The 25,846-nt window shown below is 73.1% G+C and carries 25 protein-coding genes and 1 tRNA gene; 15 read left to right on the plus strand and 11 right to left on the minus strand.

What is annotated here, in order from left to right; genetic code table 11:
- Nucleotides 1-291: 291 nt before the first annotated feature.
- Together ACGFS9_RS15310 and ACGFS9_RS15315 are read left to right on the plus strand one after the other, a co-directional pair.
- Nucleotides 292-2,142 (plus strand): sel1 repeat family protein, encoded by a 1,851-nt coding sequence (locus ACGFS9_RS15310; protein WP_393253497.1) that lies wholly within the window; start codon nt 292-294, stop codon nt 2,140-2,142.
- Nucleotides 2,143-2,283: 141 nt separating this feature from the next.
- A tRNA-Met gene (locus tag ACGFS9_RS15315) sits at nt 2,284-2,357 on the plus strand.
- A gap of 153 nt (nt 2,358-2,510) precedes the next feature.
- Here the strand turns inward: ACGFS9_RS15315 and ACGFS9_RS15320 are convergent.
- On the minus strand, nt 2,511-2,927 hold the full coding sequence (locus ACGFS9_RS15320) for a Fur family transcriptional regulator (RefSeq protein ID WP_393253498.1): 417 nt from the start codon (nt 2,925-2,927) through the stop codon (nt 2,511-2,513).
- Nucleotides 2,928-2,947: 20 nt separating this feature from the next.
- Between ACGFS9_RS15320 and ACGFS9_RS15325 the strand changes: the two genes are divergently transcribed.
- Nucleotides 2,948-3,121, plus strand: a complete 174-nt coding sequence (locus ACGFS9_RS15325; RefSeq protein ID WP_393253500.1) for a hypothetical protein — start codon at nt 2,948-2,950, stop codon at nt 3,119-3,121.
- Between the two features lie 198 nt (nt 3,122-3,319).
- On the opposite strand, the gene ACGFS9_RS15330 is transcribed toward ACGFS9_RS15325, so the two are convergent.
- Nucleotides 3,320-3,712: a cyclic nucleotide-binding/CBS domain-containing protein gene (locus ACGFS9_RS15330; protein WP_393253501.1), complete on the minus strand. Its 393-nt coding sequence runs from the start codon at nt 3,710-3,712 to the stop codon at nt 3,320-3,322.
- A gap of 377 nt (nt 3,713-4,089) precedes the next feature.
- On the minus strand, nt 4,090-4,890 hold the full coding sequence (gene hisN, locus ACGFS9_RS15335) for a histidinol-phosphatase (protein WP_393253503.1): 801 nt from the start codon (nt 4,888-4,890) through the stop codon (nt 4,090-4,092).
- A 338-nt stretch (nt 4,891-5,228) separates the two neighbouring features.
- Between hisN and ACGFS9_RS15340 the strand changes: the two genes are divergently transcribed.
- Nucleotides 5,229-5,834 carry a TetR/AcrR family transcriptional regulator gene (locus ACGFS9_RS15340; RefSeq protein WP_393253504.1) on the plus strand — a complete coding sequence of 202 codons (606 nt, stop codon included), beginning with the start codon at nt 5,229-5,231 and terminating at the stop codon, nt 5,832-5,834.
- A 31-nt stretch (nt 5,835-5,865) separates the two neighbouring features.
- Here the strand turns inward: ACGFS9_RS15340 and ACGFS9_RS15345 are convergent, their stop codons facing one another.
- From ACGFS9_RS15345 to ACGFS9_RS15360, 4 genes are all read right to left on the minus strand, one after another.
- Nucleotides 5,866-6,189: a DMT family transporter gene (locus ACGFS9_RS15345; RefSeq protein ID WP_393253506.1), complete on the minus strand. Its 324-nt coding sequence runs from the start codon at nt 6,187-6,189 to the stop codon at nt 5,866-5,868.
- 127 nt (nt 6,190-6,316) lie between these two features.
- Entirely contained in the window at nt 6,317-7,330 is a 1,014-nt protein-coding gene (gene rsgA, locus ACGFS9_RS15350; protein WP_393253508.1) for a ribosome small subunit-dependent GTPase A, read from the minus strand.
- A 16-nt stretch (nt 7,331-7,346) separates the two neighbouring features.
- Nucleotides 7,347-8,687, minus strand: coding sequence for a 3-phosphoshikimate 1-carboxyvinyltransferase (gene aroA / locus ACGFS9_RS15355; protein WP_393253510.1), 1,341 nt, complete (start codon nt 8,685-8,687; stop codon nt 7,347-7,349).
- A gap of 165 nt (nt 8,688-8,852) precedes the next feature.
- Nucleotides 8,853-9,584 carry a M50 family metallopeptidase gene (locus ACGFS9_RS15360; RefSeq protein ID WP_393253512.1) on the minus strand — a complete coding sequence of 244 codons (732 nt, stop codon included), beginning with the start codon at nt 9,582-9,584 and terminating at the stop codon, nt 8,853-8,855.
- A gap of 50 nt (nt 9,585-9,634) precedes the next feature.
- On the opposite strand from ACGFS9_RS15360, the gene ACGFS9_RS15365 reads away from it, so the two are divergent.
- The 10 genes from ACGFS9_RS15365 (at nt 9,635) to ACGFS9_RS15410 (ending at nt 19,953) form a co-directional block, all read left to right on the plus strand.
- Complete coding sequence (locus ACGFS9_RS15365) at nt 9,635-10,450, plus strand: SOS response-associated peptidase (protein WP_393253514.1); 816 nt, start codon at nt 9,635-9,637, stop codon at nt 10,448-10,450.
- 1 nt (nt 10,451) lies between these two features.
- Nucleotides 10,452-11,090, plus strand: a complete 639-nt coding sequence (locus ACGFS9_RS15370; protein WP_393253515.1) for an alpha/beta family hydrolase — start codon at nt 10,452-10,454, stop codon at nt 11,088-11,090.
- Between the two features lie 298 nt (nt 11,091-11,388).
- Entirely contained in the window at nt 11,389-12,081 is a 693-nt protein-coding gene (gene sigR, locus ACGFS9_RS15375; RefSeq protein ID WP_393253778.1) for an RNA polymerase sigma factor SigR, read from the plus strand.
- Nucleotides 12,078-12,380, plus strand: a complete 303-nt coding sequence (gene rsrA, locus ACGFS9_RS15380; RefSeq protein ID WP_081219328.1) for a mycothiol system anti-sigma-R factor — start codon at nt 12,078-12,080, stop codon at nt 12,378-12,380. Before sigR ends, rsrA begins: the two co-directional genes overlap by 4 nt.
- Nucleotides 12,381-12,650: 270 nt before the next feature.
- Nucleotides 12,651-14,015: an HD-GYP domain-containing protein gene (locus ACGFS9_RS15385; RefSeq protein WP_393253516.1), complete on the plus strand. Its 1,365-nt coding sequence runs from the start codon at nt 12,651-12,653 to the stop codon at nt 14,013-14,015.
- Nucleotides 14,016-14,086: 71 nt separating this feature from the next.
- On the plus strand, nt 14,087-15,310 hold the full coding sequence (locus ACGFS9_RS15390; RefSeq protein ID WP_393253780.1) for an HD-GYP domain-containing protein: 1,224 nt from the start codon (nt 14,087-14,089) through the stop codon (nt 15,308-15,310).
- Between the two features lie 153 nt (nt 15,311-15,463).
- Nucleotides 15,464-16,444, plus strand: coding sequence for a tetratricopeptide repeat protein (locus ACGFS9_RS15395; RefSeq protein WP_393253518.1), 981 nt, complete (start codon nt 15,464-15,466; stop codon nt 16,442-16,444).
- 58 nt (nt 16,445-16,502) lie between these two features.
- Nucleotides 16,503-17,153, plus strand: a complete 651-nt coding sequence (gene def, locus ACGFS9_RS15400) for a peptide deformylase (protein WP_393253520.1) — start codon at nt 16,503-16,505, stop codon at nt 17,151-17,153.
- Between the two features lie 347 nt (nt 17,154-17,500).
- Entirely contained in the window at nt 17,501-18,586 is a 1,086-nt protein-coding gene (gene cyc1 / locus ACGFS9_RS15405) for an epi-isozizaene synthase (RefSeq protein WP_393253522.1), read from the plus strand.
- On the plus strand, nt 18,583-19,953 hold the full coding sequence (locus ACGFS9_RS15410; RefSeq protein WP_393253524.1) for a cytochrome P450: 1,371 nt from the start codon (nt 18,583-18,585) through the stop codon (nt 19,951-19,953). The genes cyc1 and ACGFS9_RS15410 overlap by 4 nt, the downstream gene beginning before the upstream one ends.
- A 282-nt stretch (nt 19,954-20,235) precedes the next feature.
- Here the strand turns inward: ACGFS9_RS15410 and ACGFS9_RS15415 are convergent, their stop codons facing one another.
- Nucleotides 20,236-21,201, minus strand: coding sequence for a helix-turn-helix domain-containing protein (locus ACGFS9_RS15415; protein WP_393253525.1), 966 nt, complete (start codon nt 21,199-21,201; stop codon nt 20,236-20,238).
- Nucleotides 21,202-21,294: 93 nt separating this feature from the next.
- Here ACGFS9_RS15415 and ACGFS9_RS15420 point away from each other — a divergent pair, with 93 nt between their 5' ends.
- Nucleotides 21,295-21,498 carry a hypothetical protein gene (locus tag ACGFS9_RS15420; RefSeq protein ID WP_393253527.1) on the plus strand — a complete coding sequence of 68 codons (204 nt, stop codon included), beginning with the start codon at nt 21,295-21,297 and terminating at the stop codon, nt 21,496-21,498.
- Here ACGFS9_RS15420 and ACGFS9_RS15425 read toward each other — a convergent pair.
- The 3 genes from ACGFS9_RS15425 to ACGFS9_RS15435 all read right to left on the minus strand — a co-directional run bounded on the left by ACGFS9_RS15425 (nt 21,459) and on the right by ACGFS9_RS15435 (nt 25,783).
- Nucleotides 21,459-21,998, minus strand: coding sequence for a hypothetical protein (locus tag ACGFS9_RS15425; RefSeq protein ID WP_393253528.1), 540 nt, complete (start codon nt 21,996-21,998; stop codon nt 21,459-21,461). The two genes, ACGFS9_RS15420 and ACGFS9_RS15425, sit on opposite strands and share 40 nt — an antisense overlap.
- Before the next feature lie 369 nt (nt 21,999-22,367).
- The gene (locus ACGFS9_RS15430) at nt 22,368-23,402 is read right to left on the minus strand and encodes a ribonucleotide-diphosphate reductase subunit beta (protein ID WP_393253530.1); all 1,035 of its coding nucleotides are present in this window, start codon (nt 23,400-23,402) and stop codon (nt 22,368-22,370) included.
- On the minus strand, nt 23,402-25,783 hold the full coding sequence (locus ACGFS9_RS15435) for a ribonucleoside-diphosphate reductase subunit alpha (protein ID WP_393253532.1): 2,382 nt from the start codon (nt 25,781-25,783) through the stop codon (nt 23,402-23,404). Before ACGFS9_RS15435 ends, ACGFS9_RS15430 begins: the two co-directional genes overlap by 1 nt.
- Between the last annotated feature and the right edge of the window lie 63 nt (nt 25,784-25,846).

Consider the following 25,846-nt stretch of genomic DNA (forward strand, 5'->3'; position numbering starts at 1 on the left):
TGCTCGTTAGCTCGGGGGGAAAAAAACCCAGAGGTCGCAGGTTCAAATCCTGTCCCCGCTACTGAAGTCGAAGGCCCGGATCCAGTTCATGGATCCGGGCCTTCGACGTGCGTGACGCCACGCCGGGGCGCCCCCGGTGACCTGGCGACTCCCGGGAAGTCCCGCGTCCTGCGGGGGGAGTTGGGGGGATCTGTGTTTCACTTGTCTCTCTGTGGGCATGTCGACAAAACGCTGAAGTGACCTCACTGGCTGCGGCATACCAGGTGTACCCAGGTTGCAGGTGGTGCGACGATGGACGTTATGGGGGACAAGGCAACTCTGTTGGATACAGGGCGGTTTGCGCAGCCTGCCGACTTTGGGCAGCTTGCGGATCTCACGCAGCCTTCCGACCGGGACGAAGCCGGCGAGGCTGCCGAGGAGGCGCGCCAGTGGTCGGCCGCCGAGGCCGGCGACGTCGAGGCGATGAGCGTCCTCGGGGCCATGCTGCTGCGCCGGGGCGAACTCGACGCGGCCGAACCGCGGTTGCGCGCTGCCACCGCCGCGGGTGACCGCGCGGCGGCCAACAACCTCGGTGTCCTCCTGCACCAGCGCGGCTACGCGGACGAGGCGGCCGGATGGTGGCGGATCGCCGCCGTCGCGGGCAGCGCGGCAGCGGCGCACGCCCTCGGGCGGCACCACCGTGAGCGCGGTGACGAGCCGGCCGCCGAGTACTGGCTGCGCCAGTCCGCCGAGCAGGGCCACGCCCTCGGCGCGTACGCGCTCGCCGATTTGCTGGAGCACCGGGGAGACCTGGGTGCCGAGCGCTGGATGCGCTCCGCCGCGGAGCGCGGGCACCGCGAAGCCGCCTACCGGCTGGCGCGCTCGCTCGACCGCCAGGCCCTGGACTCGGGCCGGGCCGTGGGGGACAACGGTGTCATCGGCGCCGCGGGGGAGGAGGCCGAGCAGTGGTACCGGCAGGCCGCGGCGCGCGGGCACCGGCGGGCCGCGCTGCATCTCGGCGCCATCCTGGAGAAGCGCGGCGACCTCAAGGAGGCCGGGCGCTGGTACCTGACGTCCGCCAAGGACGGCGAGGCGCGGGCCGCCTGCGCCCTCGGGTTCCTGCTGCGCGACGCCGGGGACCCCGAGAGCGCCGCCGTCTGGTGGCTGCGGGCCGCCCAGGACGGCGACGGGAACGCCGCCAACGCGCTGGGCGCGCTGCACGCCGAGCGCGGTGAGACGCAGACGGCCGAGCGGTGGTACCGCGCGGCGATGGACGCGGGTGACGAGAACGGCGCGTACAACCTCGGGCTGCTCTGCGCGGAGCAGGGGCGGACCGCGCAGGCCGAGCAGTGGTACCGCCGGGCCGCCTACGCCGGCCACCGCGAGGCGGCGAACGCGCTGGCGATCCTGCTGCTCCAGGTCGGCGACGCGGCCGGGGCCGAGCCCTGGTTCTCCAAGGCCGCGGAGGCCGGCAGCGTGGACGCCGCGTTCAACCTCGGCATCCTGTACGCCGGCCGCGCCGGCGACGCGGACGACGCGGCGGCCCTGACCTGGTACGAGCGGGCGGCTGCGGCCGGCCACACGGAGGCGGCGCTCCAGGTCGCGATCGCGCGGCTGCGCGAGGGGGACGAGCCCGCGGCCGAGCGGCACCTGCGGTGCGCCGCGGGCGGCGGCAGCGCCGAGGCCGCCTACCGGCTCGCCGCGGTCCTCGACGCCCGCCGGCCCCCGGCGCCCGAGCACGAACTGGGCGAGCCGGCGCTGGAGAAGAGCGAGTGCGAGGAGTGGTACGAGCGGGCGGCGTCCCAGGGGCACCGGCGGGCCCAGGTGCGGGTGGGGATGCTGGCCGCGGCGCGGGGCGACGTGGTGGAGGCGGCCCGGTGGTACCGGAAGGCCGCCGAGGCCGGCTCGCGCAACGGCGCGTTCAACCTCGGGCTGCTGCTGGCTCGTGAGGGCAGCGAGCCCGAGGCGGCGCTCTGGTGGACCAGGGCGGCCGACGCGGGGCACGGGCGGGCCGCGCTGCGGCTGGCCCTGGTGTACGCACGCCGCGGGGAGCTGGCGGAGGGCCAGCGGTGGGCCGACCGGGCGGTCACCCTCGGTCCCGCGGAGGTGGCCGAGCGGGCCGCGCGCCTGCGGGACGCGCTGCGGGAGGAGCTGTCCGCCTGACGCCGCGGGCCGGACGGGGCCGCGACGGGGTCCCCGGCCGCGTCGCCGGGTCCCCGTCCCCCGCGGCGCGGCGGCTCCGGCGGCCTTCCGGCCATCGATTTGCGCTGGTCCGCAACCGTGACGTAGTGTTCAGTTCATCGACGCGGGGTGGAGCAGCTCGGTAGCTCGCTGGGCTCATAACCCAGAGGTCGCAGGTTCAAATCCTGTCCCCGCTACTGAAGGCCGAGGGCCGGAATCCGAAAGGGTTCCGGCCCTCGGTGCTTTCCCGGACGGCGGCCCGTCCGCGGAGCCCGGACGGCCGGGATGCGCGAAAGCCCCGGCGGGCTGTCGGCCCGCCGGGGCTTTCGCTTCGCTCGGGTGGAACTCCGCTAGGCCGCCGCGCAGGCGGGGCAGAGGCCGCGGTAGGTCATCTCGACGCCCGACACCGTGAACCCGAAGCGCTCGGAGTCGGGCAGGTCGCCCAGCGGGTCGCCGACCGGGTGGACGTCGCGGATCGCGCCGCAGCGGGCGCAGACCAGGTGGTGGTGGGGCCGGTGCGCGTTCGGGTCGTACCGCTTGGCGCGCTTGTCGGTGGCGACCTCCAGCACCTCGCCGAGGGAGACCAGCTCGCCCAGCGTGTTGTAGACGGTCGCCCGGGAGATCTCGGGCAGCTTGGCGACGGCGCGGGCGTGCACCTCGTCGGCCGTCAGATGGACGTGATCGCCGTCGAGCACCTCGGCCACGACACGTCGCTGCGATGTCATCCGCCAGCCGCGTCCGCGCAGTCGTTCCAACAGGTCACTCATACAGATCAGCCTAACAGCAGGTGAACCAGATCCTGATTGGGTGTGAATTTGTAAGAGGTCTCGATATGGACAGAGTCCATGGTGGAGTCGAGTCCGAGGTCGGTCGCCGGTCGCCGGTCGCCGGTCGTCGTTCGCCGGTGGCGGTGGCGGTGGCGGTGGCGGTGGCGGTGGCGGTGGCGGTGGCGGTGAGGTGACGGGGCCGGGTTCCCGGGGTGGCCCAGGGAACCCGGCCCGTCGCACTCCGGGCGCATCGTCCGCTTTCCCGTGCGCCGGGCGGGTCGTGTCGTGGCGCAACCGGCCCGCCCGCGCTCCGGCCCGGTCGCCGGGGCCGGTCGCCGGGCACCCCGGGTTCGGGGTGGCTCGGGTCGTCCGGCCCCGGCGATCGCGTGGTGTCAGGCGGGGATGTGCTGCCGTACCGGTGCCCAGCGGCTGATGATGTCCCGCACCGAGACGATCCCGACGGGACCGGCGCCGTCGAGCACGATCAGGTGCCGGAATCCGCCGTGGGCCATCGCGGACGCGGCCTCCTCCAGGGTCCAGCCGGAGGCGGCGAAGACGACGTCGGTGGTGGTGTGGGCGCCGGCCGTCTCGGTGTCCGGGTCCTGGCCCAGGGCGAGGGAGTTGAGGATGTCGCGCTCGGTGAGGATGCCGAGACCGGAGGAGTCCTCGTCGAGGACCACCGCCGCCCCGACGTGGCGTGCCGACATCAGCCGGGCCGCCTGACGGAGGGTGTGTGCCGGGCCGATGGTCAGGACCACCGTGCTCATGGCGTCGCGAACGAGCATGGGCTTGAGCCACCTCCTTGGGGAACCGTCCGCTCCCGGTGTGCGATGGAGAAACGGTTCACAAGTTCACAAGTGGGGGAGCTCTCAGAGTCGCAGTTAAAGGGAGGGTCAACAAGAGGGCGCGTGCGGTGAGTTCGGGGGCGCCCGGGACGTGCGCGGCGGCCCCGGAACGCCCCGTGCCGCCCGGGCGTCGCGCGTGCCGCGCCCGGCGGAGGGCGGGCGGCCGGGGCCGCGGGCGGGGCGTGCCACGGCACCCGGAGCGGGCGCGGCCCGGGCGCGGCCGGCCGCCGGTGGCGCGGGGCCGGGCTGGGGTGCCGGCCGCCGCTGCCGTACGCCCGGGGGTGTCGTACGCAGGCGCCGGCCGGCGCCCGGCGCGGTCAGTAGCGCTGGTTGAGGTAACCGAGCATCTCGTCGTGCAGCAGCCCGTTGGACGCCGCCGCGTTGCCGCTGTGCGGGCCCGGACGGCCGTCGAGGCCGGTGAAGGAGCCGCCCGCCTCGGTCACCACGATCGCGTTCGCGGCCATGTCCCAGAGCGACAGTTCGGGCTCGGCGCAGATGTCCACCGCGCCCTCGGCCACCATCATGTACGGCCAGAAGTCGCCGTAGCCGCGGGTGCGCCAGACGGCCTTCGTGAGATCGAGGAACCCGTCGAGACGGCCCTGGTCCTCCCAGCCGGTCAGCGAGGAGTAGGCGAACGAGGCGTCGGCCATCCGGGAGACGCTGGAGACCCGGAGCCGGCTCGCGGAGGACAGGCTGCGGCCGCTGAACGCCCCGTGACCCTTCGCGGCCCACCAGCGGCGGCCCAGCGCGGGCGCGGAGACGACGCCGACGACCGGCTGGTAGCCGCCCTCGCCCGCCTCCATCAGGGAGATCAGCGTGGCCCAGACGGGCACGCCGCGGACGTAGTTCTTGGTGCCGTCGATCGGGTCGACGACCCAGCGGCGCGGGCCGGTGCCCTCGACGCCGTACTCCTCCCCGAGGACCGCGTCGCGCGGTCTGGCCCGCTGGAGGTGACCGCGGATGATCTCCTCGGCCGCCTTGTCCGCCTCGCTCACCGGCGTCATGTCCGGCTTGGTCTCCACCTTCAGGTCGAGCGCCTTGAACCGGTCCATCGTCGCGGCGTCGGCGGCGTCCGCGAGGACATGGGCGAGCCGCAGGTCATCGAGATAGTCGGGCATGACCGAACCGTATCTGCCCGCGTCGCGGCGGGGCTACAGGGGACAGGACACGACCGGGCGCCCCGTGCGCACCCCTCCCCGCCGTGCCCGTACCGGGGTGCGCGCTCGCGCCGGCCGCCGCGCCCGGTCGCCTGCGCGGGCCGGCGGCGTCGACGCCGGAGGGCCGAACCGGCGGCCGGGGCCCGGAGGGGGGCGCGCGGCGGGGTTGCGGCGCGCGGGGCCGGACGCGGGCGCCCGCCCGGTGCCCCGCGGCGTCCCCGGGGGCGCCGCGGACCCTTGACAGTGCCTCCCCGCGCGTCAAACCTGGCGGGAGAGCCGCTCACCCCGGGGAGGCGACGATGCCCGCAGCCCGAGAGTCCCTCCTGGACGCCGCCTACACGGCGCTGGCGCGGCGAGCCTGGTCGGCGGTGCGGATGGTCGACGTCGCCGCCGCGGCGGGGGTGTCGCGGCAGACGCTCTACAACGAGTTCGGCAGCAAGCACGGCCTGGCGCGCGCTCTCGTGCGGCGGGAGGCGGACGCCTATCTCGCCGGCGTCGACCGGGCGCTCGCCGCCCACACGGACGCCCGTGACCGGCTGGTGGCGGCCGTGGAGTGGACGGCCGCGGCGGCGCGCGGCAACGCGCTGGTACGGGCGATGCTGACCGGCTGCTGGGCGGAGCGGCTGCCCGCGCCGGGCCTGGCCGCGGTGCCGTCCACCTCGGCGGTGCCGGCGCAGCGGCGGGCCGACGGGCCGCTGCCGTCGCCGGCGGACTTCGTGGCGCTCGTCCGGGACCGGGCCGTCGCGGCTCTCGCCGTCCCGGGCGCGGAGACCGCCGAGGTCACCCGCTCGTGTGAACTCGTCGTCCGGCTCGGACTGTCGTGCGTCGTCGCTTCGCCCACCGAGGGCGGGGCCGCCGAACTGGTCCGGGCGGCACTCGGGCCCGCGCGCCGGCACGGGCTCTGACGGCGGCACCGGGGCGGTCCGGCGTTGTGCCTCAGTGCGCGGACCCGGACAGCTGCAGTCCGATGACGCCCAGGATGACGAGACTGATCGAGACGATCTTGAGGACCGAGACCAGGTCGTCGAGGAAGATCATGCCGTAGATCGCGGTGCCCGCCGCGCCGATCCCCGTCCACACCGCGTACGCCGGACCCACGTCCAGCTTCTTCAGGGACAGCGTCAGCAGGCCGAAGCTGCCGAGGGCGAAGATGCTGAAGGCCACGGTGGGCCAGAGTCTGCTGAACCCGTGCGAGAGCTTCAGGCAGACGGCGAAACCGGTTTCGAGCAGTCCCGCCACAACGACCAGCAGCCACGCCATGTCGTGTCCCTTCTTGTCGCCCGCACGTCGACTGCTTCGGCTGGACCGGTTCCGGCTCGGTGTGATTATGCATTCGCCGGACGGGAGAAGCCCTTACCGACGGCGGACCCGCGCAAACACGCCGGCGTCAGTCGCCCTCGTGGCGCTCCCGGGTGGCCAGCAGCCGGCGCAGCGAGTACAGGCGCTGCGGATCGGCGTGCCCGTCCGCCACCCACTGGTCCAGCGCGCAGTCCGGCTCGTCGTGGCTGCACGCGCGCGGACAGCCCTCGGTGCCGGGTTCGAGGTCGGGGAACGCGTGGATGACCCGGGAGGGGTCCACGTGGTTCAGGCCGAAGGAGCGGACCCCCGGGGTGTCGACGAGCCAGCCGCCCGCGTCGCCCGCCAGCGGCAGGGCCAGCGCCGAGGTCGTGGTGTGCCGGCCGCGGCCGGTGACGGCGTTGACGTGACCGGTCGTCCGGCGCTGCTCGGGCGGCACCAGCGAGTTGACCAGGGTGGTCTTGCCGACCCCCGAATGGCCGACGAACGCGGTGATCCTGCCGTCCAGTTGCTCGCGCACCCGGTCCGCGGCCGCCTCGCTGCGCAGCTCCTCGCGGCTGGTGACCACATAGGGGATGTCCAGCGCGCCGTACAGTTCGAGGAACTTGTCCGGCGGCGCGAGGTCCGACTTCGTCAGCACCAGCAGCGGGGAGAGCCCGCCGTCGAAGGCCGCCACCAGGCAGCGGTCGATCAGCCGCGGCCGCGGCTCGGGGTCGGCGAGGGCGGTGACGATGGCGAGCTGGTCCGCGTTGGCGACGACCACGCGCTCGTAAGGGTCGTCGTCGTCGGCGGTACGGCGCAGCACCGAGGTGCGCGGCCCGATCCGCACGATGCGCGCGAGGGTGTCCTTCTCGCCCGACAGGTCGCCGACGATGGCGACCCGGTCGCCCACCACGGCGGCCTTGCGGCCGAGTTCGCGTGCCTTCATCGCCATCACGACCCGGTCCTCGACGAGGCAGGTGAGCCGGCCGCGGTCGACCGTGAGGACCATGCCCTCGACGGCTTCCTCGTGCTTGGGGCGGATGTTCGTGCGCGGACGGTTGCCCTTGCGGTTGGGCCGCTGGCGGATGTCGTCCTCGTCGGTGTTCTTGCCGTAACGGCGCATGATCCAGGTCCGCCCGTCAGTTCCCGAGCATTCCGGTCCACAGGTCGGGGAAGTCGGGCAGGGTCTTCGCGGTCGTCGCCACGTTCTCGATGCCGACGCCCTCCACGGCCAGCCCGATGACCGCGCCGGCCGTGGCCATGCGGTGGTCGTCGTAGGTGTGGAAGACACCGCCGTGCAGCGGGCGCGGCCGGATGTGCAGGCCGTCGGCGGTCTCGGTGACGTCGCCGCCGAGTTCGTTGATCTCCTTGGTGAGTGCGGCCAGCCGGTCCGTCTCGTGCAGCCGCAGGTGGGCCACGCCCCGCAGGGTGGAGGGCGAGTCGGCGAGCGCCGCGACCGCCGCGATGCCCGGGGTCAGCTCACCGACGTCACCGAGGTCCACGTCGATCCCGTGGATCGCACCCGAACCGGTGAACTCCAGTCCGGCATCGGTCAGTTCGCAGGAACCACCCATCTCGGTGAAGATCTCGCGCAGCTTGTCACCGGGCTGGGTGGTGTGGGCCGGCCAGTCGGGCACGACGACCGTGCCGCCGGTGACGAGGGCCGCCGCGAGGAACGGCTGGGCGTTCGACAGGTCGGGCTCGACGATGAGGTCGCGGCCGAGCAGCGCCCCCGGCGTCACCCGCCACACGTTCGGCTCGCCGCCCGACTCGGGGGTGTCCACCTGGGCGCCGACCGCGCGCAGCATGTCCACCGTCATCCGGATGTGCGGCATCGAGGGAAGCTTCGAACCGGTGTGCCGGACCTCGACGCCCTGGTTGAAGCGCGGCGCCGAGAGCAGCAGGGCGGACACGAACTGGGAGGACGAGGACGCGTCGATCTCCACCGTGCCGCCGTCCAGGGAGCCCTGGCCGTGCACGGTCAGCGGCAGCGCGCCGCGCGCGTCGTCGTCGATCCGCGCGCCGAGCACCCGCAGCGCGTCGATCACACCGTGCAGCGGACGCTCGTAGCTGCGCGGGTCGCCGTCGAACCGCACGGGGCCGTCCGCGAGTGCGGCGACCGGCGGCAGGAAGCGCATCACGGTGCCGGCGTTGCCGACGTCGACGGTGGCCGGGCCGCGCAGGCCGGACGGGATGATGCGCCAGGCCTCGCCCGAGGCGTCCGGACCCGCGGCGACCGTGGAACTGGAGGCGACGGTCTCCTCGATGCCCACCCCCATCGCGCGCAGCGCGCCCGCCATCAGCAGCGTGTCGCGGGATCGCAGCGGGCGGCGCAGCCAGCCCGGCTCGGAGGCCAGGGCGGCGAGCACGAGTGCCCGGTTGGTGACCGACTTCGACCCCGGCACGAGGACCGTCGCGTCGACGGCTCCGCTCGCGTACGGGGCGGGCCAGAGGGCGGTGTGCACGGGGTTCGCGGTCATGCGCTCCACTTTATCGGCTGGAGCCGGGGCCGCCGTTGGTCCGTCGCGGTCCGAGACGGCGGCGGGCGGCGCGATACGCGCGCCGGGTGTCCGCGGGCCGGCCGGAGCGCCGGGACCCGCCCGCCTCCGGTCGTCCGCCGGGCGGCCCGGCCGCGCCGTGGGCGCTCAGACCTCCAGCAGCCACCGCGCGCCGCCCATCAGCGAGCACAGCGACACCGCGTGGAACAGGAACAGCCACAGCCCCGCCGGGACGCGCGTCAGCCGCGAGAGCTGGTCCGCGTCCGAGTCGCCGGCGTTGCCGCGCATCCGCTTCGCCTGGAGTTCGAAGGCGGGCCGGACCCCGCCGAGGAGCAGGAACCACACCACCGCGTACGCGAACGCCGCCTGCACCTGCGGTCCGGTGAGCCAGGAGACCAGCACGAACGTGCCGCCGGTGATGATCACGGTGAGGGCGCCGTAGGCGTTGCGGATCATCACCAGCATGGCTATCAGCAGGGCCGTGGCCAGCCACAGCAGCAGCGTGATGTGGCCCGCGGCCAGCAGGGCCGCCCCGCCGAGCCCGAGCAGCGGGGGAGCGGTGTAGCCCGCCGCGGCGGTCAGGATCATCCCGAGGCCGGTCGGCTTGCCGCGGCTCACGGTGAGGCCGCTGGTGTCGGAGTGCAGCCGGATGCCGCTGAGGCTGCGGCCGGTGAGCAGGGCGACCAGTCCGTGGCCGCCCTCGTGCGCGATGGTGATGGCGTTGCGGGCCACCCGCCACACGCCGTGCGGGACGACCGCCACGAGGGCCGCCACGAGCGTGGCGATCACCACCCACAGGTCGGGGTCCGGCTGGCTGCCGAAGACCTCGTCCCACAGGGAACTCAGGGAGGCCAGCGAGGTGGATGCGGTGCTGTCCATGGTCGGCGGGGGCTCCCTCTCGTGACGCGGAGTCTGGCAGTCTGGCACGTATGTGCGGACGGTATGCGGCGAGTCGTCGACCCGAGGATCTCGCAGGAATCTTCGAGATCGAGAAGTGGGACGCCGAGGAGACTCTGGCTCCCGACTACAACGTGGCCCCGACCAAGGAGGTCTATGCCGTCCTCGACCGCCCCGTCAAAGACGCGCAGAGCCCGCGGCCGGTTCGCCAGCTGCGCCGGCTCAAGTGGGGGCTCGTGCCGTCCTGGGCCAAGACGCCCGAGGGCGGCGCCCGGATGATCAACGCCCGCGCCGAGACCGTCCACGAGAAGCCCTCGTACCGCCGGGCCTTCACCTCCCGCCGCTGCATCATCCCCGCCGACGGCTACTACGAGTGGGTCACCGGCGCCGCCGAGCGCGATCTGGAGGTCGAGGGCAGGAGGAAGCGGCCGCGCAAGCAGCCCTACTTCGTCACCCCGGCGGACGGTTCGGTGTTCGCGATGGCCGGGCTGTACGAGTTCTGGCGGGACCGGACCCTGCCGGACGAGCACCCGCTGGCCTGGTGGGCGACCTGCTCGGTGATCACCACCGAGGCGGAGACGGCACCGCTCGCGGTCGCCCCCGCCGACGGCCCGCGGGCGCTCGCCGACATCCACCCCCGGATGCCGCTCATGCTCACCCCCGACCGGTGGGACGGCTGGCTCGACCCGGCCGGCACGGACCCGGACGCGCTGCGCGGCCTGCTCGCGCCGCCGCCCGCCGGACTGATGCGCGCGTTCCCCGTCTCCACGGCCGTCAGCAACGTCCGCAACAACGGACCGGAGCTGCTGAAGGAGCTGGAGGGCCCCGAGGAGGGCACACTCTTCTGACGTGACCGAGACCGACAGCGAGACGATCGAGACCGACGCCGGCACCGCCCGCGTCACCTGGCACCGCGCGCCCGAGCCCCGGCTCCTGCTCGCCGTGAGCCACGGCGCGGGCGGCGGCATCGAGGCCCGCGACCTCCGGGCGCTCGCCGGGGTGCTTCCCGGCCACGGCGTGAGCGTCGCCCTCGTCGAACAGCCCTGGCGGGTGGCCGGCAGGAAGGTCGCCCCCGCCCCGAAGACGCTCGACACCGGCTGGCGCGGGGTGTGGCCGGTCCTGGCCGAACAAGGGCTGCCGGTGATCTCCGGGGGCCGCAGCGCCGGTGCCCGCGTCGCCTGCCGCACCGCGGCCGAACTCGGGGCCGCCGCCGTCCTCGCGCTGAGCTTCCCCCTGCACCCGCCCGGCAGGCCGGAGCGGTCCCGGGCGGCGGAACTGCTCGGCGCCCTGGTGCCCACCCTCGTCGTCCAGGGCGGCAACGACCCGTTCGGCAGGCCCGCGGAGTTCCCCGACGGCCCCTACGAGCTGGTCGAGGTGGCGCACGCGGACCACGGCCTCGCCGTGCCGAAGCGGGCGCCCCTGAGCCAGGAGGAGGCCACCGGGATCGTCACGGACGCCGTCGTCCGGTGGTCCGCGTCACTCGACTGACGCCCGGGAATGTAGCGCGGCGGGCCACTGTTGTGCGGATCAGACGGCACGACCGCGTGCCGCACCGTTCGTACGAGAGGAAGTCCGCCGCATGGGTTCGACCTTCTGCCCGCGCCGCAGCAGCCGCGCAGACCTGGACTGGACGGTGCTGCGCGCGGGCAAGAACACGCCGGTTCGGGCACCGGGCGGCCAGGACGCACGTCCCTCGGCGGCCGCCGGGCAAGCCGCCCCGGCCGAAGGTCGTCTATTCTCCGATTCCAGTGGGACCGGTCTCGGTCCCGCTCCATCGCTGGAGGAGGTGGGTCCGGTCACTGGGACCGACGCAGGGACCGAACACGGCCAGGCGGAGCAGCCCGAGGGCCGGGGCACGAGCGACGCCGCGGCGGAGACGTCCGCCGAGCGCACCGCGCGCTTCGAGCGGGACGCGCTCGAATTCCTCGACCAGATGTACTCGGCCGCCCTGCGCATGACGCGCAATCCGGCCGACGCCGAGGACCTGGTCCAGGAGACGTACGCCAAGGCGTACGCGTCCTTCCACCAGTTCCGCGAGGGCACCAACCTCAAGGCGTGGCTGTACCGCATTCTCACCAACACCTTCATCAACTCGTACCGCAAGAAGCAGCGCGAACCCCAGCGCAGCGCGGCCGAGGAGATCGAGGACTGGCAGCTCGCGCGCGCCGAGTCGCACATGTCGACGGGTCTGCGCTCCGCCGAGTCGCAGGCGCTCGACCACCTGCCCGACTCGGATGTCAAGGAAGCGCTTCAGGCGATTCCCGAGGAGTTCCGCATCGCCGTGTATCTCGCGGACGTAGAGGGCTTTGCGTACAAGGAGATCGCGGACATCATGGGGACACCCATCGGAACGGTGATGTCCCGGCTGCACCGGGGCCGTCGCCAACTGCGCGGGATGCTGGAGGACTACGCCCGTGACCGCGGGCTGGTCCCCGCGGGCGCCGGAGAGTCGAACGACGCGAAAGGCTCGGGCTCATGAGCTGCGGAGAGCCGCACGAGACGGATTGCAGTGAGGTACTCGACCACCTCTACGAGTTCCTCGACCACGAGATGCCGGACGCGGACTGCACCAAGTTCGAGGTCCACTTCGAGGAGTGCTCCCCGTGCCTGGAGAAGTACGGCCTCGAACAAGCCGTCAAGAAGCTCGTGAAGCGCTGCTGCGGCCACGACGACGTCCCCACGGACCTGCGGGCCAAGGTCATGGGACGGATCGACCTGATCCGCTCGGGCCAGGCCGTTCCCGACCACGACGTGACGGCCACGGCGCGGGAGTCCTGACGCCGTAGGCCGGACGGCCGAGCGGTGGTTCCCCGGCCGCTGCGCCACGACGGCCCGGGCGCACCCCTGGCCCCGGAGCCGGCGTCGTCCGATCCGCTCCGGCCCGCACCGCGCACCGGCCCGCGTCGTCGGAGAGCGAAGGGCCGTCCGCCCGTCACCCGAACGTGCTAATCCCCGGGCTCCCGGCCCGCGGATTCGCGCATACCCGTCCACGTGCGGCTTTCCCCGTCCTAGGCTCCGGAGCGGAGGACCGGGGGAGGGGCGGGGCGGATGGGTGCGGTTCCGGCGGGAGCCCGGGTGTACATGGCCTGTGTCGTCCTCGCGGCACTCGGCTGCCTCGCCACCGTGCCGGACGCGCACACCGGCTGGGGGGCCGTCGCCCTCCTGGCCGCGCTCTCCGCGGGCTGCGACCACGCCCCGGCGCCCCGCGGGCCGCGCGCGGCGGGATCACCCGGCGCCGACACCCCGCGCGGCATGGGCACCTCCCTGCCCGTCCTGCTGGCCGGCGCCTTCCTGCTGCCTCCGGCCGCCGCCGCCCTCGTCGCCCTCCCCGGAGCCCTGCTCGCCCCGGTCGACCAGCGGCCCCGCACCGCCCGCCGCGTCTGGCGCGCCGCGCAGCTCGCCGTCGCCGTCCGGGCGGCCTCCGAGGCGCACGGCGCGCTCGGCGGCCCGCAGGCGGTCGCCGCCGCGCACTTTCCCCATGCGCTGGTCCCGGCCGGCGCCGCGGTCCTCACCTTCTGCGCCGTGCTCGCCGCCCTCGACGGCGGCATCCTCGCGCTCGCCGAACGGGCCCCGCTGCGCGTCGCCTGGCGCGGCCTCTTCGCCCGCTCGCTGGTCCCCGTCGCCGCGCACGGGCTGGCCGGACTGATGATGGCCGTCCTCTGGCGCAGTCCCTACGGCCCCGCGGCCGCCCTCCTCGTGCTGCTCCCCATGTACGTGTCCTGCTGGGTCTTCGCCCAGTACCACCGGGAACGCGCGGCCCACCAGGCCACCATCCGCGCCCTCGTCCAGGCCGTCGACATCAAGGACGGCTACACCCGCGGTCACAGCGAGCGGGTCGGCCGGGCGTCCATGATGATCGCCCGCGAGCTCGGCATGGACGACGAGCGCGTGGAGGGACTGCGGTTCGCCGGCATCCTGCACGACGTCGGCAAGCTCGGCGTCCCCACCCGGCTGCTCCGCAAGGACGGACCGCTGACCCCCGAGGAACGCCGGATCATCGAGCTGCATCCCGAGTACGGGCACGAGATGACCCGCGGGATCGCGTTCCTCGGCGAGGCCCGGTCGGCGATCCTGCACCACCACGAGCGACTGGACGGCAGCGGATACCCCTACGGGCTGACCGGCGCGCAGATCCCCGAGTTCGCCCGGGCGGTGGCCGTCGCCGACGCCTTCGACGCGATGACCTCCACCCGGTCCTACCGCCGGGCCCGCCCGGTGCCCGCCGCCCTCGCGGAGCTCCGGCGGTGCGCGGGAGCCCAGTTCGACCCGGGGATGGTCACCGCGCTGGCCCGGGCGCTCGACCGGCACGGCTGGCATCCCGCCGTGACCGCGGACGTCGGCCCGCCCGTCGTCCCCGGCCCCGGCCGGCCGGCCCCGTACGGCTCCGACGCCCTGGGCCGGGGGGCGCCGTGAGCACCGCCGCACCCCGGCGCGGGCTGTCCGCGCCGCCCGCCCGCCCGGCGCCGGACGCCGGGCCCGCGGCCCTGGTCCTCGCGGTCCGCTGGCCCGCCCTCGTCCTCGCCGTCCTGGCCCTCGGCGCCACCCTCTGGGACGGGCTCGACGACCGCGGGACCGCGCTGGCCTTCGGCGCACTCGTCGCCGTCGGAGAACTGGCCCGCTGGAGCGGGGCCCGGGAGCGGGAGTCCGCGCCGCTCGGGGCCGCCGGCGCCCTGGCCTACGCCCTGCTCGGCGAGAACGCGGGACACCCCACCGGGCACGGCGCCCTCCAGGTCGTCGCCGTCGTCGTCGCGGCGGCGCTGATCGGCTGCGTCCCGCACGTGGCCCGGGGCCGCGAGCCCACCCTGGACCACCTCGCGCGCCGTGTCCTCACCGTCGCCTTCGCCGCCGTGTGCTTCCAGCCCCTCCACAACCGGGGCAGGCTGCTGGAGTGGGGCGGACCCGCGCTGGCGCTGCTGCTGGTCGCGCTGCTCGTGCTCACCACCCTGTGGGACGCGGTGCTCGCCGCGGCGAGCGCGCACGCGCGGACCCGGTGGCCCTTCGGCCCGCTGCTGCGCGACGAACTGCGCGCGACCCTCGGCATCGGGTCCGCGGTGTGCGCCACGGGCGTCGTCATGTCGCTCGCGGTCGCCGTGGCCGGGCTGTGGGCGCTGCCCGTGTTCTCGCTGCCGCTGCTGCTCACCCAGCTCTCCTTCCGGCGGTACGCGGCGGTGCGGGCCACCTACCGGCAGACGATCGCCTCGCTCGCGCGGGCCACGGAGATCGCCGGGTACACACCGGCCGGGCACGCCCGCCGGGTGGCCGCGCTCAGCCGGGCGGTCGGCCGCGAGCTGGGCCTGTCCGAGTCCGACCTCACCGTCCTGGAGTACGCGGCGCTGATGCACGACATCGGACAGCTCAGCCTGGTCGACCCCGTGCCGTCCGGCGCGACCGCCGCGCTGCCTCCGGAGGAGCAGCGGCGGATCGCGCTGCTCGGGGGCGCCGTCGTCCGCCAGACCGGGGTGGCGGCCGCGGTCGCCGTGGTGGTGGAGCGGCAGGCCGACCCGTACCGGGAGCAGCCCGTCCCGGCGCGCATCGTCCGCGCCGTGAACGCATACGAGGAGTTCGCCCGGGAAGCAGGGCCCTCGGGGCCGCTCGCGGCCCTGGAGAAGCTGCGGCTGGCGACGGCCCGCGACTACCAGCCCGAGGTCGTGGAGTCGCTGGCCCGGGTCCTGTCGCGTCCCGGTCTGACCCTGCCCCGGGCGGGGTAACCCATGGGTAATGAGCGGCCGTCCGACGGTACGTGGTTGGATGCGAGGAAGAGGGTGTTCGGGGGTACGGGCCTGCCCGGGCCCGCACTGTCTCCAAGGGACTCTTCAAAGGACCGGCAGGCGGGAAACGCAAGGAACTGGCAGGCGGGAATCGTGAGGATCTTCGGCAAGGGACGACACCGGCCCTCCGCCTCATGGCGGCAGGCCACCGACCGGGCTTTCACGCTCATCGGCGACGGCCGGTACGAGGACGCGGGAGCGCTGCTGACGCGGGCCGCCGACCTGGAGCCCTGGCTGTCGGAGTCCTGGTTCAACCTGGCGCTGCTGCACAAGTTCCGGCACGACTGGGAGCAGGCGAGAGCGGCCGGCCTGCGGGCCGTCGCGCTGCTCGACCGGGAGGCCGGCGCCCCCGACTGGTGGAACGTGGGGATCGCGGCCACCGCCCTCCAGGACTGGCCGCTGGCCCGCCGCGCCTGGCAGGCGTACGGGCTCCGGGTCCCCGGCGGTGCCGCCGTGTCGGGCGAGCCGGCGGGCATGGACCTCGGCAGCGCGGCCGTGCGGCTGTCGCCGGAAGGCGAGGCCGAGGTGGTGTGGGGGCGCCGGCTGGACCCCGCCCGCATCGAGGTGCTGTCGATCCCGCTGCCGTCCTCGGGGCGCCGCTGGGGCGAGGTCGTGCTGCACGACGGCGTGCCGCACGGCGAGCGGACCATCGCGGCCGGGCACTCCTACCCGGTCTTCGACGAGATCGAGCTGTGGGCCCCCTCCCCGGTGCCGACCTGGGTCGTGCTGCTGGAGGCGGCGAGCGAGGACGACCGGGACGCGCTGGAGCAGCTCGCCGCCGACGCCGGGTTCGCGGCCGAGGACTGGTCCTCGTCCGTGCGGCTGCTGTGCCGGATGTGCTCGGAGTCCCGGATGCCGTCCGACGAGGGCGACGGGGAGCACCTGGACCCGCACGACCACAGCGAGCCGGGGCACCCGGGCCCGCTGGGGCACCGGACCGACGGGCAGCTGTGGGTGCCCGAGCGCGAGTGCGGCCTGGCGGCACCCGCGTCGCTGGTGCGCGGTCTGCTGGACGGCTGGGTGGCGGACAGCCCGGACTCCCGGGACTGGCGGGACCTGGAAGAGGTCTGCTGAGGTCCCCGTAGGCTGTACCGCAGAATTTTCCGCAGGTGTGAGGAAGGCGTACGTCGTCATGGCCCAGCAGGAAACCGATCAGCAGCACGCGGGCGTGCTCCCCGTGGACGACGACGGCTTCGTCATCGACACCGAGGACGCCGAGGAGCGCGAGTCGGCCTACCGCGAGCGGGGTACCTCGCGTCCCATCACGGTGGTGGGCAACCCGGTGCTGCACAGGGAGTGCAAGGACGTCACCGACTTCGGCGCCGACCTGGACCGGCTGGTCGCCGACATGTTCGCGAGCCAGCGCACCGCCGAGGGCGTGGGCCTGGCCGCCAACCAGATCGGTGTCGACCTCAAGGTCTTCGTCTACGACTGCCAGGACGACCAGGGCACCCGGCACGTGGGCGTGATCTGCAACCCCCGCCTCGTCGACCTGCCGGCCGAGCGGCGCCAGCTCGACGAGAGCAACGAGGGCTGCCTGTCGGTGCCCACCGCCTACGCTCCGCTGGCCCGCCCCGACTACGCCGAGGTCACCGGGCAGGACGAGTTGGGCCACCCGATCCGGGTGCGCGGCACGGGCTACTTCGCGCGCTGCCTCCAGCACGAGACGGACCACCTGTTCGGCTCTCTCTACATCGACCGGCTCTCGAAGCGGGACCGCAAGGACGCGCTGCGGCAGATGGCCGAGAACGAACCGCGCTACCCGGTCGTCGCGAACGACTGACCGCCCTCCCCGGTACGCGTCCCGCCGCTCCGCACGATGGTGGCGGACGGTCACACGTGTGACCCACGGCGTCCGGTGGGTCGGCTCGCACGGCGCCCGGTCGGGTGAACCTCCCGACCGGGCGCCGTTCGCATGTACGTCGCACGTTCGCTCCCTTGCGCTCTCCCGGTGATCCGGATTCAGTCACACAAGGGGAGATTCTCGGCACCTTGAGGTAGTGAAGGGAGCAAATCCGTTCCCAGAACGGTCAGTTGTGGTGCTGAATGGGAAGTGCGGGGATACGCAACGGTGCGCGCCCGCACAGCGGACGGGCGTGATGCCGACAGGCGGCTGAGAGGGGTTAGTTCGTGCATGCTTTCTCACACGGCTCTTCATCGACACCGACAGCGATCGCGGTCCCACCGGCGCTCTCCCTCCCGGTGATCGAGTCCGGGTTTCCCCGTCAACTGCACCCGTATTGGCCGCGGCTCCAGGAGAAGACCAGGACCTGGCTCCTCGAAAAGCGGCTGATGCCCGCGGACAAGGTCGAGGAATATGCCGACGGCCTGTGCTACACGGACTTGATGGCGGGCTACTACATAGGCGCCCCCGACGAGGTCATGCAGGCGATAGCGGACTACAGCGCGTGGTTCTTCGTCTGGGACGACCGGCACGACCGGGACATCGTGCACGGCCGTCACGACGCCTGGCGGAGCCTCAGGTTCCAGCTGCACGCGGCCCTCGACGAGCCCGGGGGTCACCTGCACCATCCGGACCCGCTGGTCGCGGGCTTCGCCGACAGCGTGGGCCGGCTCTACTCGTTCCTCGGGCAGAGCTGGAACCGTCGGTTCGCGCTCCATTTCCACGCGGTGATCGAGGCGTACGACAGGGAATTCCGCAACCGGCTCACCGGTACGGTCCCCACCGTCGAGGAATACCTCGAACTGCGCCGGCTCACCTTCGCGCACTGGATCTGGACCGATCTCCTCGAACCGAGCGCGGGACGGGAACTCCCCGACGCCGTACGGCTGCACCCGGAATTCCGGCGGGCGGCTCTGCTCAGTCAGGAATTCGCCGCCTGGTACAACGACCTCTGTTCGTTGCCGAAAGAGATAGCGGGCGACGAGGTCCACAATCTCGGCATCAGCCTCATTCACCATCAGGGCCTGACGCTCGAAGAAGCAGTCACCGAAATCCGGCAGCGCGTCGAGGAATGCATCAGCGAATTCCTGACCGCCGAGAAGAATGTCTTACGGCTCGCCGAGGATCTGGTGGACGGCACCGGCCACGGAAAGGCGACGAGTGCCGCGGTGCGGGCGTGCGTCGCCAACATGCGGAACTGGTTCAGCTCCGTGTACTGGTTCCACCACGAGTCGGGCCGGTACATGGTCGACAGCTGGGACGACCGCTCGACACCCCCGTACGTCAACAATGAAGCGGCAGGTGGGAAATGACCGTCGAGTCCGTACGACCCGAGGTGCCCGAGGCGCGGGAGCTGTCCGTTCCGCCCCTCGCCGGAGGCGGGCTGCCCCTGCTCGGGCACGGCTGGAAACTGGCCCGCGACCCGCTCGCCTTCCTCACCCAGCTCCGCGACCACGGCGACGTCGTCCGCCTGAAGATGGGCCCCAAGACGGTCTACGCCGTCACCACCCCCGCGCTCACCGGAGCGCTGGCGCTCAACCCGGACTACGAGATCGGCGGCCCCCTGTGGGAGTCGCTGGAAGGGCTGCTGGGCAACAAGGGCTTGGCGACGGCCAACGGCCCGATGCACCGCCGCCAGCGGCGCACCATCCAGCCCGCGTTCCGCGCCGACATCATCCCCGAGTACGGGCCGATCATGGAGGAGGAGTCCCGCGCCTTCGCCGACCGCTGGGCGGACGGGGCGACCGTGGACTGCACCTCCGAGTCCTTCCGCGTCGCCGTCCGGATGGCCGCCCGCTGCCTGCTGCGCGGGCGCTTCATGGACGAGCGCGCCGAGCGGCTCAGCCTCGCCCTCGCGACCGTGTTCCGCGGCATGTACCAGCGCATGGTCATACCCGCCGGACCGCTCTATCGCCTCCCGCTTCCCTCGATGCGCAAATTCGACCGGGCATTGGCCGATCTGCATGCCCTGGTGGACGAGATCATCGCCGAGCGCCGTGCATCTGGTCAAAAGCCGGACGATTTGCTGACGGCCTTGCTGGAAGCAAAGAACGACGACGGCGATCCCATCGACGAACAGGAGATCCACGACCAGGTCGTCGCGATACTCACCCCGGGAAGCGAAACCATCGCGTCCACGATCATGTGGCTGCTCCAGGTCCTCACCGAACAACCGGAACAAGCGGACAAGGTGGCCGCCGAGGTCCAATCCGTCGTCGGGGACCGGCCCGTCGGATTCGCCGACGTCCGGAAGCTGTCGCACACCAACAATGTCGTCGTCGAGGCCATGCGTTTGCGCCCCGCCGTATGGATATTGACGCGGCGCGCGGTGACCGAAACCGAACTGGGCGGCTATCGCATTCCGGCCGGTGCCGACATCGTCTACAGCCCCTACGCCATCCAGCGCGATCCCCGGTCGTACGACGAGAACCTGGATTTCGACCCGGACCGCTGGCTCCCGGAGCGCTCCAAGGACATCCCGAAGTACGCGATGCGCCCGTTCAGCGTGGGCAACCGCAAGTGCCCCAGCGACCACTTCTCGATGGCGCAACTCACCCTCGTCACCGCGACCGTGGCCTCCCGCTGGCGCTTCCGGCAGGTCGCCGGCTCCAACGACGCGACCCGCGTCGGCATCACCCTGCGCCCGCAGAACCTGCGGCTGAAGGCCGACCCGCGCTGAGGGCCGTCCGGGGAGGTCCACCGGCTCGCGGCGTCCGGTGCGGCAGCTCGCCGCGTCGTCGCATCACCCGGGTGCATCCCCCGTACCCGGGCGACGCTCCGCCCGGCGCGGCAGCGCACCGGACGCCGCGAGTCGTCCGGCGCACCCTTCCGGTCACGGCACCGGGGCGTGTCGCGAACGCCCCCTCGCGCCTCCGGGCGAACGAGGGGACGCTCGCAACCCGCCCCGGTCGCCGCCCGCGCGTCCGGGGCGCCCCCGCTCGCCCGTCCACCCGCCGCACGGTCAGGCCGCCTCCGGGCCCCTGAACGTGCGCCGGTACGCCTGCGGGGTCGTGCCCAGACTGCGCACGAACTGGTGGCGCAGCGCGGCGGCGGTGCCGAAGCCGGTGCGGCCGGCGATCGCGTCCAACGTTTCGTCCGACGCCTCCAGCAGTCGCTGCGCCAGCAGCACCCGCTGGTCCAGCAGCCAGCGGTAGGGCGTGGTCCCCGTCTCCTGCTGGAAGCGGCGCGCGAAGGTGCGCGGGGCCATGTGGGCGCGGGCGGCGAGCTGTTCGACGGTCGTCTCGCGGTCGAGGTGGCGCTCCATCCACACCAGCACGTCGCCGACCGTGTCGCACCGCGAGCGCGGCAGCGGGCGCTCGATGTACTGGGCCTGGCCGCCGTCCCGGTGCGGTGGGACCACCATCCGCCGGGCGATGGTGTTGGCGACCTCGGTGCCCTGCTCCTTGCGGACGATGTGCAGACAGGCGTCGATCCCGGCCGCGGTGCCGGCCGAGGTGATCACCGGGTCGGCGTCCACGTACAGCACGTCCGGTTCGACGATCGCCTTCGGGTACTGCCGGGCCAGCTCGCCGGCGTGCTGCCAGTGCACCGCGCAGCGCCGGCCGTCCAGCAGGCCGGCCGCGCCGAGCACGAAGACGCCCGAGCAGACGCTCAGCACACGAGCCCCGCGGTCGACCGTCCGGCGCAGCGCCGCGAGCAGGTCGGGCGGGTAGCCGCGCACTGCGTAGGTGTTCCCGGCGGGCACGACCACCAGGTCGGCCTCCTCCAGGCGGTCGAGGCCGTACGGCGTGGAGACGGTGAAGCCGGGGACGTGGGTGCCGAGGGTGGGGCCCTCGGCGGAGACGACCGCGAACGCGTAGACGGGGAGTCCCTCGTCGCTGCGGTCGAGGCCGAACACCTCGCACACCACGCCGAGTTCGAAGGGATGCACGCCGTCGAGCAGCACGGCGGCCACGTTGGTCAGCATGGCTCCAGTGTGCACCGGCGATGGCAGTAAATCGAGGGTGTGCGGCAGTTCTGCCACTCACGGTAAGGAGTCATCCGGCGGACACTGGTGTCCATGAACACGTTCTCGGACCACCTCGCCGGCATCCTCGTCGTTCTCGTCGTCTTCGCTCTCGTGGCGCTCCCGTCCCTGATCGGGCTGGCCCGTGAGCGGCGCGTGGACCGTCAGCTCCGGGCGGCCGCCGGTGTCCCGCGTGACACCGGGCGGCCACCGCGGTCTCAGGGCCTGGTCACCACCACCGTGACCGTCCACTCCTGAAGTCCCTTGCACGAGACGCGGCCCGGATCGCTCGGGCACATCGGCCGCGACGAGGTCAGCCGGACGGTCCCCGCCGAGACCGCCCGGTAGGCCGCGGACGCGTCGCCGGGCTGGAGGACGATGCCGCTGTTGGCGGCCTCCAGCGCCTCGCCGTCGGTTCGCACGGGCTTCCACGGGCGGGGCGTGGTGCCGTCCAGCACCACCCGGAGCGTGTCCCCGAGCCCGAGGCAGAAGCGGTGGCCGGTGTCGGCCGCGTCGAGTTCGCCCCGCACGGTGGTGCAGTCCCCGGCGGACGACGGGGGCGGGGACGCGGGGCCGGTCGAGGGCGCCGAGGCGGGCGGGGACGAGGGGGACGGGGCGGTCGCGGACGGAGCGGTCGGGGCGGACGACGGCGACACGCTCGTTCCCGCCTCGCTCCCGCCCTGCGTTCCGCAGCCCGCCGCGACGAGCAGGGTCAGTGCCGTGAGGGCGATGGTCCTGGTGTGGGTCGTTCGACGCATGGGGTGGCCTCCTTGCGGGTTGGACGTGCCACCGGGGGAACCGGATCCCTCCCCGCCGCGACCCGTCTGCCCGGGAGCGTCGCCGGGGCCCGCCGAACAGAACCCCCGGGCCACCGCGGTGCCGTACGGCCGGGGAGAACCGGCCGCCGATCCGCCGCGGGCCCGCTCGTGAAAAGGCGGACCCGGCGGGAGCCGGCCGCGAGGGCAGGCTCCCGCCGGGTCGCGAGGACGCCGCCGGACTGCGCCGTCGCACGCGCCCGTCGGGCACCGGCCGCGCGCGCCGGCCGGTCCCGGACCGCCGGGCCGGTCCGCCGCCCACTGGATGGAGCGGGCCGGCGGACCGGACGCGGAACGGGCGGTGGGGGACGGTCAGAAGTCCTCGTCGAGGTCGACCGAACCCTCCACGGCCACCTGGTACGCAGAGGGGCGGCGCTCGAAGAAGTTCGTCAGCTCCTGGACGCCCTGGAGCTCCATGAAGGAGAAGGGGTTCTCGGAGCCGTAGACCGGCTCGAAGCCCAGCCGCTGGAGGCGCTGGTCGGCGACGCACTCCAGGTACTGCCGCATCGAGTCGGTGTTCATGCCCGGCAGGCCCTCGCCGCACAGGTCCCGACCGAACTGCAGCTCCGCGTCGACCGCCTCCCGCAGCATGGCGGTGACCTGCTCCCGGAGCGCGTCGTCGAAGAGGTCGGGCTCCTCCTTGCGGACGGTGTCCACGACGTCGAAGGCGAAGCTCATGTGCATCGTCTCGTCGCGGAACACCCAGTTGGTGCCGGTGGCCAGACCGTGCAGCAGCCCCCGGCTGCGGAACCAGTAGACGTACGCGAAGGCGCCGTAGAAGAACAGGCCCTCGATGCACGCGGCGAAGCAGATGAGGTTCAGCAGGAAGCGACGGCGGTCCGCCTTGTCCGCCAGCCGGTCGAGCTTCTCCACCGAGTCCATCCACCGGAAGCAGAACTGCGCCTTCTCGCGGATGGAGGGGATGTTCTCCACCGCGGCGAAGGCCGCCGCGCGGTCCTCGGGGTCGGGCAGGTACGTGTCGAGCAGCGTCAGATAGAACTGGACGTGCACGGCCTCCTCGAACAGCTGGCGGCTCAAATAGAGCCGGGCCTCGGGGGAGTTGATGTGCTTGTACAGCGTCAGCACGAGGTTGTTCGCCACGATCGAGTCGCCCGTCGCGAAGAACGCGACCAGCCGGCCGATCATGTGCTGCTCGCCCGGTGTGAGCTTCGCCAGGTCGGCGACGTCCGAGTGGAGGTCGACCTCCTCGACGGTCCAGGTGTTCTTGATCGCGTCCCGGTAGCGCTCGTAGAAGTCCGGGTAGCGCATGGGACGGAGCGTCAGTTCGAAGCCCGGGTCGAGCAGGTTCTTCTCGGACCCGGCCTTCTCGCGGTCGGTGTCGGTCATCACTGGCAGGCCTCGCAGGACTCGGGGTTTTCCAGGGAGCAGGCGACGGCCTCGGGGTCGGCGGCCTGCTGGACGGGGATGGTCTTCTCAGGGCGCGCCTGGGCCCGGGCCGCGCGGGCGATGCGCGTCGCCGGCCGGGACCGCAGGTAGTACGTCGTCTTCAGGCCCGACTTCCAGGCGTACGAGTACATCGAGGAGAGCTTGCCGATCGTCGGCGTCTCCAGGAACAGGTTCAGCGACTGCGCCTGGTCCAGGAACGGGGTCCGCGCCGCGGCCATGTCGATCAGGCCGCGCTGCGGGATCTCCCAGGCCGTGCGGTACAGATCGCGCACGTCCTGCGGCACCCAGGTGAAGCCCTGGACCGAACCGCTGGACTCGCGCAGCGCCTCACGGGTCTGCGCGTCCCACACCCCGAGCTTCTTCAGCTCGGCCACGAGGTACGAGTTGACCTGGAGGAACTCGCCGGAGAGCGTCTCGCGCTTGAACAGGTTCGACACCTGCGGCTCGATGCACTCGTAGACGCCCGCGATCGAGGCGATGGTGGCGGTCGGCGCGATGGCGAGGAGCAGCGAGTTGCGCATGCCGACCTCGGCGATGCGCTGCCGCAGCGCCGCCCAGCGCTCGGGCCAGTTCAGCTCGACGTCGAAGTGGTCGGGGTGCAGCACGCCGCGGGCGGTGCGGGTCTTCTCCCAGGCCGGCAGCGGGCCGTTGCGCTCGGCGAGGTCCGCGGACGCCTCGTAGGCGGCGAGCATGATGCGCTCGGCGATCCGGGTCGACAGGGCGCGCGCCTGCGCAGAGTCGAACGGCAGCCGCAGCTTGAAGAAGACGTCCTGAAGGCCCATGGCGCCCAGACCGACCGGACGCCAGCGGGAGTTGGAGCGGCCGGCCTGCTCGGTCGGGTAGAAGTTGATGTCCACGACCCGGTCGAGGAAGGTCACCGCGGTGCGCACGGTCGCGTCGAGCCGCTCCCAGTCGATGTCGTCACCGACGACGAACGCGCCCAGGTTGACCGAGCCCAGGTTGCAGACCGCGGTCTCCCCGTCGTCGGTGACCTCCAGGATCTCGGTGCACAGGTTCGAGGAGTGCACGGTGTGGCCGGGCTCCGCCGTCTGGTTGGCGGTGCGGTTGGCGGCGTCCTTGAAGGTCATCCAGCCGTTGCCGGTCTGCGCGAGGGTGCGCATCATGCGGCCGTACAGGTCGCGGGCCGGGAGGGTCTTCCTGGCGAGGCCCGCCTCCTCGGCCTTGCGGTAGGCGGCGTCGAACGCGTCACCCCACAGGTCGACCAGCTCGGGCACGTCGGCGGGGGAGAACAGCGACCAGACGCCGTCCTCGTTCACCCGGCGCATGAACTCGTCCGGGATCCAGTGCGCGAGGTTCAGGTTGTGCGTGCGCCGGGCGTCCTCACCGGTGTTGTCGCGCAGCTCCAGGAACTCCTCGATGTCGGAGTGCCAGGTCTCCAGGTACACCGCCGCCGCGCCCTTGCGCCGCCCGCCCTGGTTGACCGCGGCGACCGAGGCGTCCAGCGTCTTGAGGAACGGGACGATGCCGTTGGAGTGCCCGTTGGTGCCGCGGATCAGCGAACCGCGTGACCGGATGCGGGAGTAGGACAGCCCGATGCCGCCGGCGTGCTTGGAGAGCCGGGCCACCTGGTGGTAGCGGTCGTAGATGGAGTCCAGCTCGTCGAGCGGGGAGTCGAGCAGGTAGCAGGACGACATCTGGGGGTGCCGCGTGCCGGAGTTGAACAGGGTGGGGGAGGACGGGAGGTAGTCGAGCCGGCTCATCAGCCGGTACAGCGCGGCGACCTCCTCGACGGCGCCCGTCGTGTCGTCCTCGGCCAGACCGGCGGCCACCCGCAGCATGAAGTGCTGCGGCGTCTCCACCACCCGGCGGGTGATGGGGTGGCGGAGCAGGTAGCGGCTGTGCAGCGTCCGCAGGCCGAAGTAGCCGAAGCGGTCGTCGCCCTCGGCGTCGATCAGCGCGTCCAGCCGCGCGCCGTGCAGCCGCACGAACGCGGCGGTGCGGTCGGCGACCAGGCCCTCGCGGTGGCCGACCGCGACCGACTCGGAGAACGTGGTGACACCCTGGGACGCGGCCTCGGCCGCGATGCTCAGGGTCAGCAGCCGGGCCGCGAGCCGCGAGTACACCGGGTCCTCGGAGATGAGGCCGGCGGCCGCCTCCGTGGCCAGTTCGCGCAGCTCGGCCTCGTCGGCGTTGGCGGAGCGGCCCCGCAGCGCCGCGGCGGCGACCCGGCCGGGGTCGGCGTCGGCGAGGTCGGCGGTGAGGTCCGTCAGGGTCCGCAGCAGTGCGCCCTGGGGGCCGTCGGTCTCCACCGGGTCCTGGTGCGCGGTCGCTGAGGCCGGATCTGCTGGCGCGATGGTCACGTGGGACTCTCCCTCGCTCGGCACGGGGCCTGTCGGGGAGCACGGGGGCACACGGAAGCGCTT

This window comes from Streptomyces sp. NPDC048566 (assembly GCF_043199735.1).
GTDB lineage: Bacteria > Actinomycetota > Actinomycetes > Streptomycetales > Streptomycetaceae > Streptomyces.